Here is a 17,302-nt window from a genome sequence, read left to right on the forward strand (position 1 = left end):
CCCTGTTGCGCGGCCCCCTAGCCGGGATGCGGCCATTTCGCAAGCGGTGCGGTGATGCTGTGCGACACCGATACAGCAGCGCCAGCCCTCTCCCCCGCCCGGCCACCCATCGGCCGTATCCTGTGGGTGGCCGGGCGGGGGAGAGGGCTGGTGCCGTAAAATCCGGCTCTTTCGCCGGATTTTCAAACAGACACTAACCGCGCGCCACCCAGCGCCCCTCGACATATTCGTGGAAGTGGCGCTCCACACCCTCGCGCTGGCCCAGCATGGTCCAGACGGCGCGGGCCGCGCCGCGCGTCGCCTCTCCGAAGAGCAGCAGGGCGCGGTCGAAGCCTTCGCCCATCTCGCGCCACTGGCCATCGGCCAGCAGGGCGATGCGCGCGCCATTGGCGGGATCGGTCAGATCGGGGGCGATCAGGATGGGCTGGCTGGCATCATGCTCGCCGCCCGCCTCGCCATGGGCAAGGAAGCTGGTCGGGCGCCAGCCCCACAGCGCCTGGGAAATGCGCTGGCGCTGCCCGCCGTCGCCCGCGACCACCAGCATGCGCTGGCCGGCCTTCATCGCGGCGGCGGCGAGCGGCGGCAGGGCGACCAAAGCGTCCCCCTGCCCCACCAGATAGAAATCGACGCGCAGGCTCACCCTTCGGCGGTGTCGCGCACGAAACGGTCGAGCAGGCGCACGCCATAACCGGTCGCGCCCTTGTCCCAGGTGTGGCCCGCCTTGTCGGCCCAGACCATGCCCGCAATGTCGAGATGCGCCCAGGGGGTGCCCTTCTCGATATAGCGCAGCAGGAACTGCGCCGCCGTGATCGAGCCGCCGAACTTGCCGCCGATGTTCTTCATGTCGGCGATGGGGCTGTCGATCATGCGGTCATAGACCGGGCCCATCGGCATGCGCCACAGCTTGTCGCCGGTGGCGGCGCCGGCGGCGGTCAGTTGCGCGGTCAGCGTGTCGTCGTTCGAGAAGATACCGGCGTACTCATGGGCGAGGCTGGCGATGATCGCCCCGGTCAGCGTGGCCAGATCGACCACCAGCTTCGGCTTGAACTCGCGCTGCACGAAGGTCAGCGCGTCGCACAGCACCAGACGGCCCTCGGCATCGGTGTTGATCACCTCGATGGTCTGGCCGCTCATGGAGGTGACCACATCGCCGGGGCGCTGGGCATTGCCGTCGGGCATGTTCTCGACCAGACCGCAGACGCCCACGACATTGGCCTTGGCCTTGCGCAGGGCAAGCGCCAGCATGGTGCCCGCCACGGCGCCCGCGCCGCCCATGTCCCACTTCATGTCTTCCATGCCGGCGGGGGCCTTCAGGCTGATGCCGCCAGTGTCGAAGGTGACGCCCTTGCCGACAAACGCCACGGGAGCCTCGCCAGCCTTGCCGCCGTTCCACTCGATCACCAGCACGCGCGGCGGGCGGACCGAGCCCTGAGCCACGCCCAGCAGCGCGCCCATACCCAGCGACTTGAGTTCAGTCTCCTCCAGCACGCGGACCTTCAGCCCGGTGCCCTCATAGCGGGCCTGAGCGCGCGCCACGAAGCTTTCGGGATAGATCACATTGGCCGGTTCGGTGACCAGCTCGCGGGTGAACTCCACGCCCTGTGCCACGGCGAAGGTCTCGTCCCATGCCGCCTCGGCACCTTCGGGAGCGCCGATGACCTCGACCCTGGTCAGGCTGGCCTTCTTGTCGTCCTTCTGGGTGGTGCGATACTTGTCCCAGCGCCAGGCGCGCAGGCGCACGCCCAGCAGCAGCGCAGCCACTTCGGCGCCCGAGAGATCGGCACCGGCCAGATCGATCGCCACCGCGCTCTCGCCGCTGGTGAGATATTCGGCGGTCAGCGCCGCGCCGGCCTTCTCAAGGCCCGACAGACGGTCGGCGGCGCCCTTGTCGCTAACGCCGAGCAGCACGGCGCGCAGGGTCACATCGCCACGCGCAACAAACCCTTCGAACAGATCGCCCGCCTTGCCGGCAAAACGGTTCGCCCTGGCCCCGGCGGCCAGCAGCGGATCGAGATCGGCGGGCCAGCCCGCCCCCTCGATCAAACGCGCGCGCGTGGTGGCGGAGGACTGGTCGGATGTGGAAAACTGGATCTGCATGACAACTCCATGGCAATCTGTTCGGCGGCAAGCCGCAAGCGGACGGCGGCACGGCGCCGGGGATGTTCCCCCCGGCGCGGCGCCGTCATCGCGGGCAGCGCACCCCGCTTTGCAGAGCGCGCCACGATCAACGCGCATTGCAGTTAGGACGCACCGGTGCGATAGGCAAGCCATGCTTCCCCTCCGGCGTCCCTGCCCTTCTTCCGTGTCCGGCCGGCAAAGCCGCGGTTTTCCGGGTTTTTCGCCCAGCACCATGGCTGTGGCGCTTGGCCTTGCGGCGAATCCCGCCGTGGCTTACGCGCTGCCCACCGGGTCTTTGGGCCAGCCGATCAGCACCGGCGCGGCCATCACGCCCTCCCCGCAGATGGGCACGCAGAACGAACATGCGGAAGCCTCGCCCGAAAAACCCGAAGCCGATCGTCATGTCGATTTCGAGGCCGATGAGGTCGATTATTCCGACGATGACAATCTGGTCACCGCCAAGGGCAACGTCTTCCTGAAGCGTGGCGAGCGGACCATGCGCGCCGATTCGGTGGTGTGGAACCGCGACACCGGCGACATCACCGCCAGCGGCAACATCCGCGCCGTCGATGCCGACGGCAATGAGATGTTTACCGGCGAGATGAGGGTGGATCAGGACATGTCGGTGGGCTTCACCACCAACATGCTGCTGCTGCTGCGCGAAGGCGGGCGCCTGGCCGCCGACAAGGGCGAGCGGCAGCAGGACGGCACCGTCCTGCTCACCCGCGTCAGCTACACCGGCTGCGATGTGGTCAACGGCAAGGGCTGCGCCACCACGCCGAGCTGGCGCATCAACGCCCGCCGCGTGATCTATGACCAGAAGCGCAAGCTGGTGAAGTTCAAGGCGGCGCGTCTGGTGGTCTTCGGGGTGCCGCTGGTGCCGCTGCCCACCGCGATCATCGCGACGGACGGGCGCGCCATCACCGGGCCGCTCATTCCCGATCTGCGCACGACCGCATCGAACGGCATCGAAATCTCGGAAGGCGAATACATCCGTCTGGCCGATGACAAGGATCTGACGCTCAAGGGCTATGTCTTTTCCAAGGTCAACCCGATGCTTCAGGTCAACTATCGCCAGTTGACCGATCTGGGCGCCTTCCAGATGACCGGCTATGTCACGCGCAGCGCGGTGCTGGCCGCCAATGGCACCGGCAGCGGGACGACCGAGCTGCGCGGCTATATCGATGCCAACGGCAAGTTCCAGCTCTCGCCGGAATGGAGCGTGACCTTCTCGGGCCGTCTGGCCAGCGACCGCACCTTCCTGCAGCGCTATTACATCAACAACGACGATCTGCTGCGCTCGACCATCAATGTCGAGCATATCGACAAGAACTCCTATTTCTCGCTCTCGGGCTGGGCTTTCCAGACCCTGCGCACCGATGAGCAGCAGGGCAGCGTGCCCATCGCCCTGCCGGTGCTCGATTATCGCCGCCGCATCGCCGACCCCTGGCTGGGCGGCCAGTTCGAGATCGAGGCCAACACGCTGGCAATCACCCGCACCGCGGGCCAGGACACGCAGCGCGCCTTCACCAGCGCGCAATACAGCCTGCGCCGCACCACGCCGTGGGGCCAGCAGTTCACCTTCACGGGTCTGGCCCGCGCCGACGCTTATCATTCCACCGACAATGCGCTGACCACCACCTCGATCTATCAGGGCCTGCCCGGCTGGCAGACGCGCGGCGTGGTGCTGGGCGCGGTGGACATGACCTGGCCGCTGGTGGGCGAGGCCTTTGGCGGCACGCAGGTCATCACCCCGCATGTTCAGGTGGTGGCCGCGCCCTCCACCCCCAACCTGTCGATCCCGAACGAGGATTCGCGCGCCATCGAGCTGGAGGATGACAACCTCTTCTCGCTCAACCGCTTCCCCGGCCATGACCGGATCGAGGACGGCACCCGCGTGACCTATGGCCTGGAATGGCGGCTGGATGTGCCGCGCTGGAGCATCAACGCCAACATCGGCCAGTCCTATCGCATGACCAGCAAGCCCACCCTGCTGCCTGACGGCACAGGACTGTCGGGCCGCATGTCCGACATCGTGGGCCGCACCGAAATCCGCTATCGCGACCTGTTCAAGATCACCCACCGTTATCGCCTCGACAAGGACACGATGGGCTTCCGCCGCAACGAAATCGACGCGGCTGTGGGCAGCAACCGCACCTATTTCGAGGTGGGTTACGTCAAGCTCAACCGCCATTTCGACAGCGGGATCGAGGATCTGCAGGACAGCACCGAGGCGCGCGCCTCGGTCCGCGCCGCCTTCACCCGTTACTGGTCGGTGTTCGGCTCGGGCATTTTCGACATCAACGACAAGTCGGTGGTCAATGGCGTCACGCTGGACAAGTTCCAGCCGCTGCGCACCCGCGTGGGCCTGTCCTACAATTCGGACTGCCTTGAATTCGACCTGACCTGGCGCCGCGACTATGTGACGATCGGCGACGTCGCCAGGGGCAGCAGCTTCGAGCTGCATTTCAGCCTGAAAAACCTCGGCTTCAGGTAAGGAGGCGGGCCGCGCCGGTTTCCGGGGCCGGGGCCGCCAAATCGGGTGAAAGCCCGATTTCCAAAGCGACTCTCATGCCATTGGCATGGCGGTGCAAACAGGCTATCGCGCAGGCGTGTCACAGTCGGCACGTGGCGTGCAGCCGGGGCCTCAGCTCCGGTTCAGCCGCAGTCCGGCATGTGGGGGGAGCCCGCGCGCCGCCTTGGCGCAGGGCCAGTCAAGCAGGATCGACCAGACGGTGATGATGAAGTCCAAGAACCGCGTTTCCTTCCCCCGTGGGGGCCGCGTGGCCCTTTCTGTCGCTCTTGCGCTGATGCTGCCCGCCACCTCGCTGATGGCGCAGGGTGCGGGTGGGGGCCAGCCCGGCGGTCAGGAAGCGGCCGAGGCCGGCGGCCCCGGCAACGACCCGTTCAACCTGCCTGATACGGTCACGCTGTTCGGCAAGAACACCCCCAATCTGCGCCGCGCCACCGCCATCGTGAACGGTGACATCATCACCGGCACCGATGTTGACCAGCGTCTGGCGCTGGTGCTCGCGGCCAATGGCGGCAAGATTTCCGATGAGGAGCGCACCCAGTTGCGCGCGCAGGTGCTGCGCAACCTGATCGACGAAACGCTGCAGATCCAGGAAGCCAAGACCGCCGACGCCACCATCGACGATGCCGAGGTGGATGACACCTTCGCGCGCGTGGCTCAGGAAAACTTCCATCAGGATGTGAAGGCCCTCGACGCCTATCTGACCCGCGTGGGCTCATCCTCCGCCTCGCTGAAGCGTCAGATCAAGGGCGAGCTGGCCTGGCAGCGCGTGCTGCGCAAGAACGTCCAGCCCTTCATCAACGTCAGCCAGGAAGAAGTGAAGGAACTGATCGCCAAGATGCAGGCGCAGAAGGGCACCGACGAATATCACGTCGGTGAAATCTATCTGTCGGCCACGCCCGAGAGCAAGCCTTCGGTCGCCGCCAATGCCAACCGCATCATGGATCAGCTGCGTCAGGGCGGCAGCTTCGTGGCCTATGCGCGGCAATATTCCGAGGCCTCGACCAAGGTGGTCGGCGGCGATCTGGGCTGGGTGCGCCTCTCGCAGCTTCCCACCGAACTGGCGGCGGCCGCGCGTGACATGCAGCCCGGTCAGCTCACCGGCCCGGTGGAGATGCGCGGCGGCTTCTCGATCCTGTATCTGATCGACAAGCGCAAGGTGCTCACCAGCGATCCGCGCGACGCGATTCTGGCGCTCAAGCAGATCTCGATCGAATTCCCCAAGGGCATGAGCGAGGCCGACGCCAACAAGCGCGCCACCGAATTCTCCACCGCTATCAAGGGCGCCAAGGGCTGCGGCGGCGTCGATGCCGCGGCGCAGAAGATCGGCGCGCAGGTGGTGGCCAACGATCAGGTCAAGGCGCGCGATCTGCCCGCCGCCCTGCAGCAGACCATTCTGGGCATGCAGCCGGGCGATTCGACCCAGCCCTTCGGCTCGGTGGCGGAAGGCGTGCGCATGCTGATGCTCTGCGGCCGTGAAGAGCCCAAGGATGCCAGCGCCCCCAACTTCGACCAGGTGCTGGGCCAGATGGAAGACGAGCGCGTCAACAAGCGCGCCCAGATCTACATGCGCGATCTGCGTCGCGACGCGATCATCGAATACAACTGATGACGTCCGCGGCGCCTCTGGTTCTGACGCTGGGCGATCCGGCGGGGGTTGGCCCGGAGCTGATCGCCGCCGCATGGGCCCGGCGCGTGGAGGATGGCCCCAATGGCCTTGGGTTGTCGCCCTTCTTCGCCATGGGCGGCGCGGAGCTGATTGCGGCGGCAGCGGCCTCGCGCGGGCTTTCGGTGCCGATCGAGCGCATCGCTTCCCCCGCTCAGGCGGCGGAGGTTTTTCCTCACGCTTTGCCGGTGCTGGGCGATCTTGACGGTGCCTATACGCCCGGCGAGCCCAATCGCGAGGGCGCCGCCCTAGCGCTGGCCTCGCTGTCGCTCGCCGCGCGGCTGACGGTGGAGGGTGAGGCCTCCGCCATCGTCACCGCCCCGATCCACAAGGCGCGCCTTGCCGAGGTCGGCTTCGTGCATCCCGGCCAGACCGAATTTGTCGCTGCGGCTTCAGGTGTTGCTGCCGAAGATGCGGTGATGATGCTCGCCGGGCCGACCTTGCGCACGGTGCCGCTGACGGTTCACACCTCGCTGGCCAGCGTGCCGGGGCTGATCACGCCCGAACTGGTCGAGCGCCGCAGCGCGATCACCGCCGCCGCTCTGGCCCGCGATTTCGGCCTGCCCTCGCCCCGCCTCGCGATTGCCGCGCTCAACCCGCATGCCGGTGAGGAAGGCCGCATGGGCGATGAGGAAAGCCGCCTGATCGAGCCTGCCATCGCCGCCCTGCGCGCGCGCGGCATCGACGCCACCGGGCCGCACCCTGCCGATGCGCTCTTCGCCGAGCGGGCCCGCGCCACCTATGATGTGGCGATCTGCATGTATCACGATCAGGCGCTGATCCCCTTGAAAGCGCTGGATTTCGACCAGGGCGTCAATGTCACGCTGGGTCTGCCGATCATCCGCACCTCGCCCGATCACGGCACGGCTTTTGCCATCGCCGGGCGCAACATCGCCGATGCGGGCGCCACCATCGCGGCCATCCGCATGGCGGGCGACTGCGCCGCGCGCCGGGCGCAAGCTGCAATCCCCGCATGAAATATCCGCCAGCCCATCCCCTGCCCCCCCTGCGGGAGGTGATCAACGCGCATGGCCTCTTCGCCACCAAGGCGCTGGGGCAGAACTTCCTCTTCGATGAGCAGTTGCTCGACCGTCTGGCCGCCATCCCCGGCAGTTTGATGGATGCGAATGTGCTGGAGGTCGGCCCCGGCCCCGGCGGTCTGACCCGCGCCCTGCTGCGCGCCGGTGCGAAAGTCACCGCCATCGAGATGGACAAGCGCGCCCTGCCCGTTCTGGAGGAGCTGTCGCAGGCCTTCCCCGGCCGGCTGACGGTGATCCATGGCGATGCCACCAAGGTCGATCCGGCCAGCATCTTCGGCGCCGAGCCCTATGCCATCGTCGCCAATCTGCCCTACAATGTCGGCACCAACCTCTTCACCGGCTGGTTGAGCGGCGCGACATGGCCCCCGCAATGGACCAGCCTGACGCTGATGTTCCAGCTTGAGGTGGCCGAGCGCATCATCGCCCAGCCCGGCAGCGATGCCTATGGGCGGCTGGCGGTGCTCTCGCAGTGGCGCTCGAAGGCGAAGATCGCGGTCAAGGTCCATCGCAGCGCCTTCACCCCGCCGCCCAAGGTGATGAGCGCCATGGTCCATATCGTGCCCGGCGAGGCGCCCGCAGGCGTCTCTCCCCGCGTGCTGGAGCGTGTCACCGAAGCCGCCTTCGGCCAGCGCCGCAAAATGCTGCGCCAGAGTTTGAAGGGCGTGCCCGGCGCGCTTGAGGCGCTGGAAACGCTGGGCATCGATCCGGCCCGCCGCGCCGAAACGCTGGGCATCGAGGATTTTGTGGGCATCGCCCGCATCCTGTCCTGAACCGCCCTTCCCCAAAATTCGCGAAAAACGCCCGCCTGCGCTATAACAGGTGGGAATGGAGATTTTATGGCCGACCTCTACCTCAAAAACCTGGAATCCGAGCGCAAGATGCTCTGGGCCAAATGCCGCCTGAACGGCCTGCCCAGAACGAGCCCCGAACGGCTGCGCATCGCGGAACTCGATGGGCTGCTGAAAGCGCATAAGGAGAAGCAGGCCAAGTAAAGTCCCGATTCCGGACAAAGATTGGTTAACGTAATTTTAAGCAAGACTTGCGGGCGGCGCCTGATCGGCCCATCGTCCTGATGAAGCAACACAAACGGCTTCTTCGAGGATTCGATGCTGCCCCCCATGCTCACCAAGCTGGCCCGCCTGTTCGTGATCAAGACTCGCCCCGAGGCGTTCATGATCATCTATGCGCTGGCCACGGGCGCGGTGCAGCGCGGGCAGGTCTATCTGGGGCAATATCCCGGTTTTGGCGGCAAATTGCTGTTTCTGGCCTGCATGGGCTCGGTCTTTATGGCCGGGGGCAAGATTCTCGATTGCCTGAAGTATGAGGCCGCCCAAAAGGCCGGAGAGCAGGCGATGGACACATCCCCCGCCCCGCTTCAGCGCGCGAAGACGTAATCTGCTGAATAAAGCACTGAAAGCCGCTCACCCGGCGTGGTGCAACCGCCCTTGAGCATGCCACCCCGCGTGTGCAGCCGATAGATCGTGGTCACCCCGGCCAGTCTGCCCTGACCCACCCTGGGCCCGGCATTGCTCACCACATCAAGCTTGAGCAGCGGGATATCATTGGACGACGCGCCGGGCTCGCCCCGCGCCATGCGCCCCTGCAGCAGACTGCCGTCCTCAAGCTCCCAGCGCGGCCCGGCGAAATGGCGGCCCACGGTTTTCCCATTCTCGATCAGCGTGGCGATGGGCTCGCGAAAGGTCCAGCTTGCGCCGCCGCCGGGCGCGGCCTTGCAGTCGTAGATCTGGACGCCCTCGCCCTGGAAGGTCGCCACCACGGTACGCTCCGCCAGATCGAAAGGCTGCGCGGCAGGCGGCGCGGCCTGAAGCGCAAAGGGCAGGCTCAAGGCGCCAAGCAGAGCAGGCAGGGACAAGACCGGCATGGGGTTCCTTCGGGCAATCGTGATCGATCGGCAGCCTGCATAGCCTGCCCGTCGCATGATTGCATCTTAAAGGAAGGTAGGGCGATTCTGTTGATAGGCTCGCCCCCAGCCCCCGAACTCCCTTCTGTTACCCGGTGGGTTCAACCGTGCTATAGTGTTGTAACTTCAGACCGTTAGGTCCTAGAATTACGCAACCAGAGCAAGTGCTTCGTTGTCGTTGGCACTTATGAGTTTTGAGCCTTGAACGGGTTACTCAGCCCGGGCGAAAACAGCGCTTTTCAACACACGTCGATCCTAGTTCGGCCCCGTCAACACCCCTGCGACAACAGGGCCCGGCCTGAAAGCCGGTGGTGATGGTGGAGCCGCCGGGTACCGCCCCCGGGTCCGCTGCGCCTATTGCACGCCGCAGTTTATCGCCATATCCGGGCAAGCCCGGCAGGGCCCGATATAGGCGCGATTGCGCAAAAGAAAAGGGGCAGACCAGCGGCCCGCCCCCTTCAGATGTCGATAAAACTGAAAGATCAGTTCTTTTTCAGCGCATCGCGGATTTCCAGCAGCACATCCACCTCGCTGGGGCCGGTGGGCGCGGGCGGGGCAGCCTCAGGCTTGGGCATCAGCTTGTTGGCCTGTCGCACCAGCAGGAAGATCACGAAGGCCATGATCAGGAAGTTGATGATGGCGGTGATGAAGGAACCATAGCCCAGCATCGCCACGCCCGCCTTCTTCAGCGCGGCATAGTCGGTCTCGCCGCCCTTGTAGCTGGCGGGAATATCGCTGAGCAGGATGAACTTGGACGAGAAATCGATCCCGCCCGTGATCTTGCCGATCACCGGCATCAGCACGTCATCGGTCAAGGAGGCGACGATCTTGCCGAAAGCCGCGCCGATGATCACACCGACCGCCAGATCCAGCACATTGCCGCGCGCGATAAAGGTCTTGAACTCTCCAAACATCGCCATAGCCTATCCCCTTACAGCATGATTTCCGCCTGCTTGCCTGCCACACTCGCCCGGCCACCTCAAGCCGTGCTGCCGGGTGAGCCCCGCGCCCCGACGCAAATCCTTGTTAACCAAGGCGGTATCACGCAGGGTGTCAGGTATGGCCGCAGTCGTCTATGCCTCCGGCATCCATCCCCCAGGAGATTCGCATGAGCGCCGACACCATTCTGCCCGAAGAGATGAGCATGGCAGAGGAGACGCAGTGGCAAGGTCGCTTCATCACCGCCAAGACGCGCGGAAAGTGGGAGTATGTCAGCCGTGCGCGCGGCATCCGCGCCGCCGTGATCCTGCCAATCGACGGCGATGAGGTGGTGCTGGTCGAGCAGTTCCGCGTGCCGCTGGGCCGCCCTTGCCTGGAACTGCCCGCCGGTCTGGTCGGCGATGCTCTGGACAACCCCGATGAGGACCCCACCGAAGCGGCCAACCGCGAGCTGGAGGAAGAAACCGGCTATCGCGCCGCCCGCATGGAGGTGATTGGCGAATTCTGGTCCTCGCCCGGCATGGTGACGGAGAGCTTCACCCTGCTGCGCGCCCATGGTCTGGAAAAGATCAGCGCAGGCGGCGGCGTGGAGGGCGAGAACATCACCGTCCATCGCGTGGCTTTGGCCGAACTGCCCGATTTTGTGGCTCAGGCGCGCGCCAAGGGCCATGCCATCGATGTGAAGATGTTGATGCTGCTGGCGCCGTGGATCACGGGGATCGGCCTGCCCGCATGAGGCTTGAGGGCAGAACAGCGCTGATCACCGGCGCCGCACGGGGGCTGGGTGCGGAGATCGCCCGGCTCTTCGCCGCCGAAGGAGCGCGCGTGCTGGTCACCGATGTGGATGGCGATGCCGCCGCCACGCTGGCCGGCGAGATCGGCGCCCTCTCCCACCCACTCGATGTCACGCGCGAGGAAAGCTGGCGCACCGCCCTCGCCTTCGCGCGGGACAAGCTCGGCGGCCTGTCGATACTGGTCAACAATGCGGGCATCCCCGTCGGCGGCCCCTTCGAGGACACCACACTCGCCGACTGGCGCCGCGCCTTTGCTGTCCATGCCGATGGCGCCTATCTCGGCTGCCGCCTCGCCCTGCCGCTGCTGCGCGAGAGCCAGCCCGCCACCATCGTCAACATGGCCTCGGCCGCCGCGCACAATGCCCGCGCCGAAACCGCCGCCTATGGCGCCAGCAAGGCCGCCGTCTGCGCGCTGACCCGCAGCGTGGCCCTGCATTGCACCCAGAACGGCTGGAACATCCGCTGCAACGCCCTGCTGCCCGCCTATGCCGACACCGCCATGGTCGACAGCTTTGCGCCCTCCATGCCGGGCGATATTCTGCGCCAAAAGCTGGGCGCGCAGCTCCCCATGGGCCGCATCGCCACCGCGCGCGAGGTCGCCGAAGGCGCGCTCTATCTAGCCAGTCCGGCCAGCAGCTTTATGACTGGCGCGGAACTGCGGCTCGACGGCGGTTTAAGCGCGCGATGAAACATCGCTGGACAAGCCCCCCCTCCTGCTGACAAAGCAGGCCCATGGCAGAGGATACCACCCAGGATCACGGACAAACCGCGCCGCGCCGCTACCGCGTCACCAGCTTTGACGTGGCGGCAGAGGCAGGCGTCAGCCAGTCCACCGTCAGCCGCGCGCTGGCGGGCGACCCCGTGGTCAGCGAAGCGACGCGCGCGCGCGTCGCCGCCGCCGCCGCCAAGCTGAAATACCATGTCGACGAAAACGCCGCCCGCCTGCGCACCGGCAAGACCGGCACGCTGGCCGTGGTCGTCGTCGTCCGCCCCGTGCAGGACATGAAGGACTTCAACCCTTTCCACTTCTCGCTGCTGGGCAGCGTCTGCGCCGCCGCCTCCGCGCGCGGGCACGACACGCTGGTCAGCTTCCAGGGCGCGCCCGACGAGCTGCGCGGCCTCTATCAGGAGCAGCGCAAGGCCGACGGCATGATCGTCATCGGCACCAGCGAGAACCCCGCCGCCTGGGACTATTTCCACGAGATCGCCAAGGGCGGCGCCGACATCGTGTGCTGGGGCAGCCCCATCGAGGACCTCGACTGGATCCGCTCGGACAATCGCGGCGGCGCGCGCCTCGCCACCAGCCATCTGATCGAATCGGGCTATCGCAACATCGTCTGCATCGCCTCGGAAACCTCGGCCCAGCGCCAGTTCAAGGAGCGCTGGCAAGGCTATGCCGAGCGCATGGCCGAGGAAGGCCTGCCGCCGCGCCTGATCACCTTCGAGGAAGGCTACAGCCGCGACGAGCAAGGCCGCCGCGCCGCGCTGGCGCTGCTCGAAGCGGGCGAGCCCTTCGACGCGATCTTCTGCTGCTGCGACGAGATGGCTTTGGGCGTGCTGCCGACGCTGCGCGAACATGGCATTGCGGTGCCGGATCAAGTCGGCGTGGTGGGCTTCGATGGTATTCGCGCCGGGGCGCTGGCCTCGCCTGCGCTGACCACCATTGAACCGGATTTCCATGCGGCGGGCGCGGCTCTGGTCGATCGTCTGCTGGGCGTGATTGCCGGAAAGGCTGGCGAGAAGCAGCGGGTTCCGGTGCGGTTACTGCGTCGAGGCAGTTCCAAGAAGGTTCTGGTGGAAGGTTAAAAGAGAGAATGCGAGGGCCATCGCCCTCGCGCTCCCTTTACTGTCTGCGTGGGCGCCAAGGGTTCAGCCTCGCGCCATATTTGCCGCGCCGCAGGCTTTAAAAATCCCGGCACAGCCTGTCTCCGATACAGTGACGGCCTGCGGCGCCTTGCCTCGCGCTGGTGGAGAGCTTGGGCACCACGATACGGAGCCACTGCCCATGCGTCGGAAGACGGAATGGGAGCGCGAGGGGGTAACCCCCTCGCATCTTTCTGACTTCAATTCCCTTGAAACCAAAAAGCAGGGGCGCCCGGCGCGAAACCGGACACCCCCGTCAGTTGGGCTCCTCAGAAGGCTGCCGTCAGGGAGAGCACGACCGTGCTCCCCGCGATCGACGAACCGTCCTTGGTAGAAGAGAAGTTGGGTTGCAGGTAGGCGGCTTTGGCCTTGGAAATGTTGGTGTCGATATAGCTGATACCAACGCTGACCGGGCCTGCCACTGCGTAATCTGCCCCAATGTTCCAGTCCCAGTATTCGCCCGTCGGGGTGACGCTGGTGCCGTTGGGGCCAAGGCCGGGGTTGCCGTTGGAGTGGCCGATATGGGCGCGCGGCTTCAGCTTGGTGTGGGGGATGGCATAGTTCACATCGCCCCAGACGTAGAGATTGTCCCAGCTCTGGCCATTGCTGTAGGGCGTGTTCGAGAAGTTGCCGAGCGCCTTCTGCTTGGGAGCATAGGCCACGCCGACCAGCGCGCTGACCGGGCCCAGCGGCGCGGAGAGCTTCACATAGGGCTCGGCGAAATCGGTGGTGTTGGAGCCGCCGGGGTACATGTACCACGTCAGGCCCGCGTCCACCGTCACCTTCTTGAAGGTTTTGGTGAAGCCGCCGACGAGGTCCAGCTCCATATTGGCGCCGCCGAACTGGCCCCAGCCCGCAAGGTTGGAGGCCCAGGTGCTGGCGTAAAGGCCGCTCTTGTGCATCACGGTCAGGCCGGCCTGCACGGCCATATGCTTGTCGGTCTGCGAGACGCCACGGAAGCGATAGTCGCTGACGAGGCCCGCGCTGCCCGAGATGGTGAAATCGAGTCCGCCCTTGCCGCCCTGTGCCGGGGCTTCATCCTCGGCGAAAGCAGCCGAGGTGCTGGAGGCAAAGAGGCCCAATGCGATCAGGCCGCGAAGAATGGTTTTGCCCGTCATGGTGTGAAACGCTCCCTGAAAATCAAAGACCGTTCCGCCTGCGTGCCGACTCCGAAGGCCTCGTTCGGGCCAACTGGAACCGGTCACGCATAGTCATGACGAGATTTGTGTTGCGATGCCTTTCCGCTGTGTAACGAAGTGTTGCCGGAAGGGTTTAGCGGCCCGCTCCCCCGGCCCGGCCATCCATCGGTGGTATGCTGTGGGTGGCTGGGCCGGGGGAGCGGGCCGGTGTTGTAAAATCCGGCTCTTCCGCCGGATTTTCAAAGAGACGCTTACTTGCCCTTCCAGACCGCCGGGCGCTTTTCGACAAAAGCCGTCATGCCTTCCACCCGGTCCTCGCTGGCGGTCAGCACCTGGAACATGCGGCGTTCGAGCAGCAGGCCCTGATCCAGCGTGGTCTCGAAAGCGGCATTGACCATTTCCTTGTTCATCAGCGCGGCCATCGGCGCCATGCCCGCGATGGTCTGGGCGGCCTTCACTGCCTCCTCCATTAGGCTGGCGAGCGGCACGACGCGCGCCACAAGGCCGCTGCTTTCGGCCTCGGCGGCGTCCATCATGCGGCCCGTCAGGCACAGGTCCATCGCCTTGGCCTTGCCGATGGCGCGGGTCAGGCGCTGGCTGCCGCCCATGCCGGGGGCGACGCCCAGCTTGATCTCGGGCTGGCCGAATTTGGCGGTGTCAGCCGCGATGATGAAATCCGCCATCATCGCCAGCTCGCAGCCGCCGCCCAGCGCGAAGCCGTTGACCGCCGCGATCCACGGCTTGCGGGTGCCCTTGACCAGATGGCTGGTCCAGCGGCTGAAGAAGTCCTGCAGGAAGAACTCGGCGGCGGGCTTGTCGAGCATTTCCTTGATGTCGGCCCCGGCGGCAAAGGCCTTTTCGCCGCTGCCGGTCAGCACGGCGCAGCGTTGGCTTTCATCGGCCTCGAAGGCTTCGAAGGCGGCGATCAGCTCCTCCAGCACCTGGCTGTTGAGCGCGTTGAGCGCTTTGGGCCGGTTGAGCGTGATGATCGTCACCGCGCCCTGAGTTTCGACGATCAATGTGGACTCACTCATAGGGGCTCCATTCTTCATCAGCGGGCAGAGGAGCGAAGATCGCATCGATCATCGCATCGCTCACGCCTTGGGGGGTGGCGGGGTTCCAGACCGGGGCATTGTCCTTGTCGATCAGCACGGCGCGCACCCCTTCGGCGAAATCGGGCAGCATCACCATGCGCGCGGCAAGGCGGTATTCCATCGCCATATTGGCGGCGAAGGTCTCCAGACGCAGGGCCTGCGCCATCTGGCGCAGCGCCACCTTGCAGGTAAGCGGGCAGCGCGCCGAGAGCGTGGCCAAGGTTTTGGCCGCCCAGTCGCTGTCATCCTCGGCCAGCGAGGCGAGGATGGCCTCCAGCGTCGGCTTGGCGAAATGGCGCAGGATGGGAATAAGCTGCCCGGTGATCGGCGCTTCCTCCGGCTGGTCGGCAAAGGCCCCCAGCACCCGGCCCGGCGCCTCGCCATCAATCAGCCTTGCCTTGGCCTGCGCCAGAGCCGCCACCGGCAGATGATGCGTGGCAAGGCCCGCCCAGAGGCAGTCCGCACCGTTCATCCGCGCCCCGGTCAGCGCCAGATAGGGCCCCAGCCGCCCCGACAGGCGCGAGAGATACCAGCCGCCGCCCACATCGGGGAACAGGCCGATCGCCGCCTCGGGCATGGCGAACATGGTGTTGGTGGTGGCCACGCGATAGCGCGCGGGCTGGCTGATGCCCACGCCGCCGCCCATGGTGACGCCATCCATGAAGGAGACCACCGGCTTGGGATAGGTGTAGAGCAGATGGTTGAGGCGATATTCGTCGAAGAAGAAGCGGCGCGCTCCGGCCCCGCCCTCCTCCAGCGCCGAGCGCCGGGCCGCCGTCACATCGCCGCCCGCGCAGAAACCGCGCCCCTCGGCATGGTCGATGATGACCACGCTGACCAGCGGGTCGTCGCGCCACTCAAGCAGCGCGCGGGCCATCAGCGCGATCATCTCGGGGTTCAGCGCATGCAGCGCGCGTGGTCGGTTGAGGGAGAGGACACCGGCGGCGCCCCGGCGTTCCACCAGAACGGGGGGCTGTTCGGCTTCGCTCATGCCAGCAGATCGCGTGCGATAATCATGCGCATCACCTCGTTTGTGCCCTCAAGGATACGGTGCACACGCAAGTCGCGCCAGAACCGTTCAATCGGATAGTCGCGCAAATAACCGTATCCGCCAAACAATTGCAGCGCGGCATCGACGATGGTCGAACCCGAATCGCTGGCCAGCCGCTTGGCCATGGCGGCAAAGCGGGTCTTGTCGGGGGCGCCCGCGGTCACCTTGGCGGCGGCCAGATAGAGCAGCGCGCGCGCCGCCTCCAGATCGGTGGCCATATCGGCGATGCGGAACTGGGTGTTCTGGAAGGCGGCGATGGGCTGGCCGAACTGCTTGCGCTCCTTCGCATAGCCGATGGCCTCATCCAGACAGCGCTGCGCCCCGCCCAGAGAACAGGCCCCGATGTTGAGCCGCCCGCCATCCAGCCCCGCCATGGCGATGCGGAAGCCCTGCCCCTCGTCGCCCAGCCGGTTGGCGGCGGGCACGCGCACATCCTCAAGAACCACCGGAGCGGTGGGGCTGGCATGCCACCCCAGCTTCTCCTCCTGCTTGCCGAAGGAGAGGCCCTTCATGTCCTTCTCCACCGCAAAGCAGGAGATGCCGCGCGGCCCCGCCTCGCCGGTGCGCGCCATCACCAGATAGAGGTCATTGTAGCCCGCGCCGGAGATAAACTGCTTGGTGCCGTTGAGGATGTAATCATCCCCATCGCGCCGCGCCGTGCTGACCAGCGCCGCCGCATCCGACCCCGAACCCGGCTCGGTCAGGCAATAGGAGGCGATCGCTTCCATCGTCACCAGCGAGGGCAGCCAGCGGGCCTTCAAATCCTCCGACCCGAAGCTGTCGACCATCCAGGCGCCCATATTGTGGATCGAGACAAAGGCGCTGGTCGCCGGGCAGCCATAGGCCATCGCCTCCATCACCAGCGCCGCCTCCAGACGGCCCAGCCCCGAACCGCCGCCCTCGGGCGAGACATAGATCGAGCCCAGCCCCAGGGCGCCCGCCTCTTTCCACACTTCGATCGGATAGTGGTGCTCGGCATCCCAGCGCGCGGCATGAGGGGTGATGGCCTGGGCGGTAAAGCCGCGCGCCATATCCTGAATGGCAAGCTGGTCGTCATTGAGCTGGAAGGGATCGCTCATCGTGGAATCCTCTCGACATGGAATAGCGGAGTCTTGCAGCCCGCTTTAACCGATCGATTAACACA

The 17,302-nt window shown here is 66.0% G+C and carries 17 protein-coding genes and 1 other RNA gene; 9 read left to right on the forward strand and 9 right to left on the reverse strand.

Annotated features, from left to right (window positions below):
- Positions 1-193: 193 nt before the first annotated feature.
- The gene (locus ABDW49_RS17475; protein WP_343613465.1) at positions 194-640 is read right to left on the reverse strand and encodes a DNA polymerase III subunit chi; all 447 of its coding nucleotides are present in this window, start codon (positions 638-640) and stop codon (positions 194-196) included.
- Complete coding sequence (locus ABDW49_RS17480) at positions 637-2,097, reverse strand: leucyl aminopeptidase (protein ID WP_343613466.1); 1,461 nt, start codon at positions 2,095-2,097, stop codon at positions 637-639. Before ABDW49_RS17480 ends, ABDW49_RS17475 begins: the two co-directional genes overlap by 4 nt.
- Positions 2,098-2,350: 253 nt before the next feature.
- Here ABDW49_RS17480 and lptD point away from each other — a divergent pair, with 253 nt between their 5' ends.
- The 6 genes from lptD (at position 2,351) to ABDW49_RS17510 (ending at position 8,751) form a co-directional block, all read left to right on the forward strand.
- Complete coding sequence (gene lptD, locus ABDW49_RS17485; protein ID WP_343613468.1) at positions 2,351-4,615, forward strand: LPS assembly protein LptD; 2,265 nt, start codon at positions 2,351-2,353, stop codon at positions 4,613-4,615.
- A 244-nt stretch (positions 4,616-4,859) separates the two neighbouring features.
- On the forward strand, positions 4,860-6,260 hold the full coding sequence (locus ABDW49_RS17490; protein ID WP_343614356.1) for a peptidylprolyl isomerase: 1,401 nt from the start codon (positions 4,860-4,862) through the stop codon (positions 6,258-6,260).
- Complete coding sequence (gene pdxA / locus ABDW49_RS17495) at positions 6,260-7,294, forward strand: 4-hydroxythreonine-4-phosphate dehydrogenase PdxA (RefSeq protein WP_343613470.1); 1,035 nt, start codon at positions 6,260-6,262, stop codon at positions 7,292-7,294. Before ABDW49_RS17490 ends, pdxA begins: the two co-directional genes overlap by 1 nt.
- Positions 7,291-8,127, forward strand: a complete 837-nt coding sequence (gene rsmA / locus ABDW49_RS17500) for a 16S rRNA (adenine(1518)-N(6)/adenine(1519)-N(6))-dimethyltransferase RsmA (RefSeq protein WP_343613471.1) — start codon at positions 7,291-7,293, stop codon at positions 8,125-8,127. The genes pdxA and rsmA overlap by 4 nt, the downstream gene beginning before the upstream one ends.
- A 66-nt stretch (positions 8,128-8,193) precedes the next feature.
- Positions 8,194-8,349 (forward strand): hypothetical protein, encoded by a 156-nt coding sequence (locus ABDW49_RS17505; RefSeq protein WP_343613472.1) that lies wholly within the window; start codon positions 8,194-8,196, stop codon positions 8,347-8,349.
- A 126-nt stretch (positions 8,350-8,475) separates the two neighbouring features.
- The gene (locus ABDW49_RS17510) at positions 8,476-8,751 is read left to right on the forward strand and encodes a hypothetical protein (RefSeq protein ID WP_343614358.1); all 276 of its coding nucleotides are present in this window, start codon (positions 8,476-8,478) and stop codon (positions 8,749-8,751) included.
- Here the strand turns inward: ABDW49_RS17510 and ABDW49_RS17515 are convergent.
- The 3 genes from ABDW49_RS17515 to mscL all read right to left on the reverse strand — a co-directional run bounded on the left by ABDW49_RS17515 (position 8,733) and on the right by mscL (position 10,192).
- Positions 8,733-9,239 (reverse strand): DUF3455 domain-containing protein, encoded by a 507-nt coding sequence (locus tag ABDW49_RS17515; RefSeq protein WP_343613473.1) that lies wholly within the window; start codon positions 9,237-9,239, stop codon positions 8,733-8,735. The two genes, ABDW49_RS17510 and ABDW49_RS17515, sit on opposite strands and share 19 nt — an antisense overlap.
- Positions 9,240-9,314: 75 nt before the next feature.
- Positions 9,315-9,715, reverse strand: a transfer-messenger RNA (tmRNA) gene (gene ssrA / locus ABDW49_RS17520).
- 45 nt (positions 9,716-9,760) lie between these two features.
- The gene (mscL, locus tag ABDW49_RS17525; RefSeq protein WP_068094168.1) at positions 9,761-10,192 is read right to left on the reverse strand and encodes a large conductance mechanosensitive channel protein MscL; all 432 of its coding nucleotides are present in this window, start codon (positions 10,190-10,192) and stop codon (positions 9,761-9,763) included.
- 194 nt (positions 10,193-10,386) lie between these two features.
- Here mscL and ABDW49_RS17530 point away from each other — a divergent pair, with 194 nt between their 5' ends.
- From ABDW49_RS17530 to ABDW49_RS17540, 3 genes are read left to right on the forward strand one after another with little or no spacing between them, the layout of a single operon-like run.
- A complete protein-coding gene (locus ABDW49_RS17530) occupies positions 10,387-10,953 on the forward strand; it encodes an NUDIX hydrolase (RefSeq protein WP_343613475.1) in 567 nt (188 codons plus the stop codon).
- Entirely contained in the window at positions 10,950-11,699 is a 750-nt protein-coding gene (locus ABDW49_RS17535) for an SDR family oxidoreductase (RefSeq protein ID WP_343613477.1), read from the forward strand. The genes ABDW49_RS17530 and ABDW49_RS17535 overlap by 4 nt, the downstream gene beginning before the upstream one ends.
- A 44-nt stretch (positions 11,700-11,743) precedes the next feature.
- Positions 11,744-12,817 (forward strand): substrate-binding domain-containing protein, encoded by a 1,074-nt coding sequence (locus tag ABDW49_RS17540; RefSeq protein WP_343613478.1) that lies wholly within the window; start codon positions 11,744-11,746, stop codon positions 12,815-12,817.
- Positions 12,818-13,143: 326 nt separating this feature from the next.
- On the opposite strand, the gene ABDW49_RS17545 is transcribed toward ABDW49_RS17540, so the two are convergent.
- From ABDW49_RS17545 to ABDW49_RS17560, 4 genes are all read right to left on the reverse strand, one after another.
- The gene (locus tag ABDW49_RS17545; RefSeq protein WP_343613479.1) at positions 13,144-13,992 is read right to left on the reverse strand and encodes a TorF family putative porin; all 849 of its coding nucleotides are present in this window, start codon (positions 13,990-13,992) and stop codon (positions 13,144-13,146) included.
- A 272-nt stretch (positions 13,993-14,264) separates the two neighbouring features.
- Positions 14,265-15,047 (reverse strand): enoyl-CoA hydratase-related protein, encoded by a 783-nt coding sequence (locus ABDW49_RS17550; RefSeq protein WP_343613481.1) that lies wholly within the window; start codon positions 15,045-15,047, stop codon positions 14,265-14,267.
- A complete protein-coding gene (locus tag ABDW49_RS17555; RefSeq protein ID WP_343613482.1) occupies positions 15,040-16,098 on the reverse strand; it encodes an enoyl-CoA hydratase/isomerase family protein in 1,059 nt (352 codons plus the stop codon). Before ABDW49_RS17555 ends, ABDW49_RS17550 begins: the two co-directional genes overlap by 8 nt.
- A complete protein-coding gene (locus tag ABDW49_RS17560) occupies positions 16,095-17,237 on the reverse strand; it encodes an acyl-CoA dehydrogenase family protein (protein ID WP_343613484.1) in 1,143 nt (380 codons plus the stop codon). The genes ABDW49_RS17555 and ABDW49_RS17560 overlap by 4 nt, the downstream gene beginning before the upstream one ends.
- Positions 17,238-17,302: the final 65 nt, after the last annotated feature.

The organism is Novosphingobium sp. (assembly GCF_039595395.1).
Lineage (GTDB): Bacteria > Pseudomonadota > Alphaproteobacteria > Sphingomonadales > Sphingomonadaceae > Novosphingobium.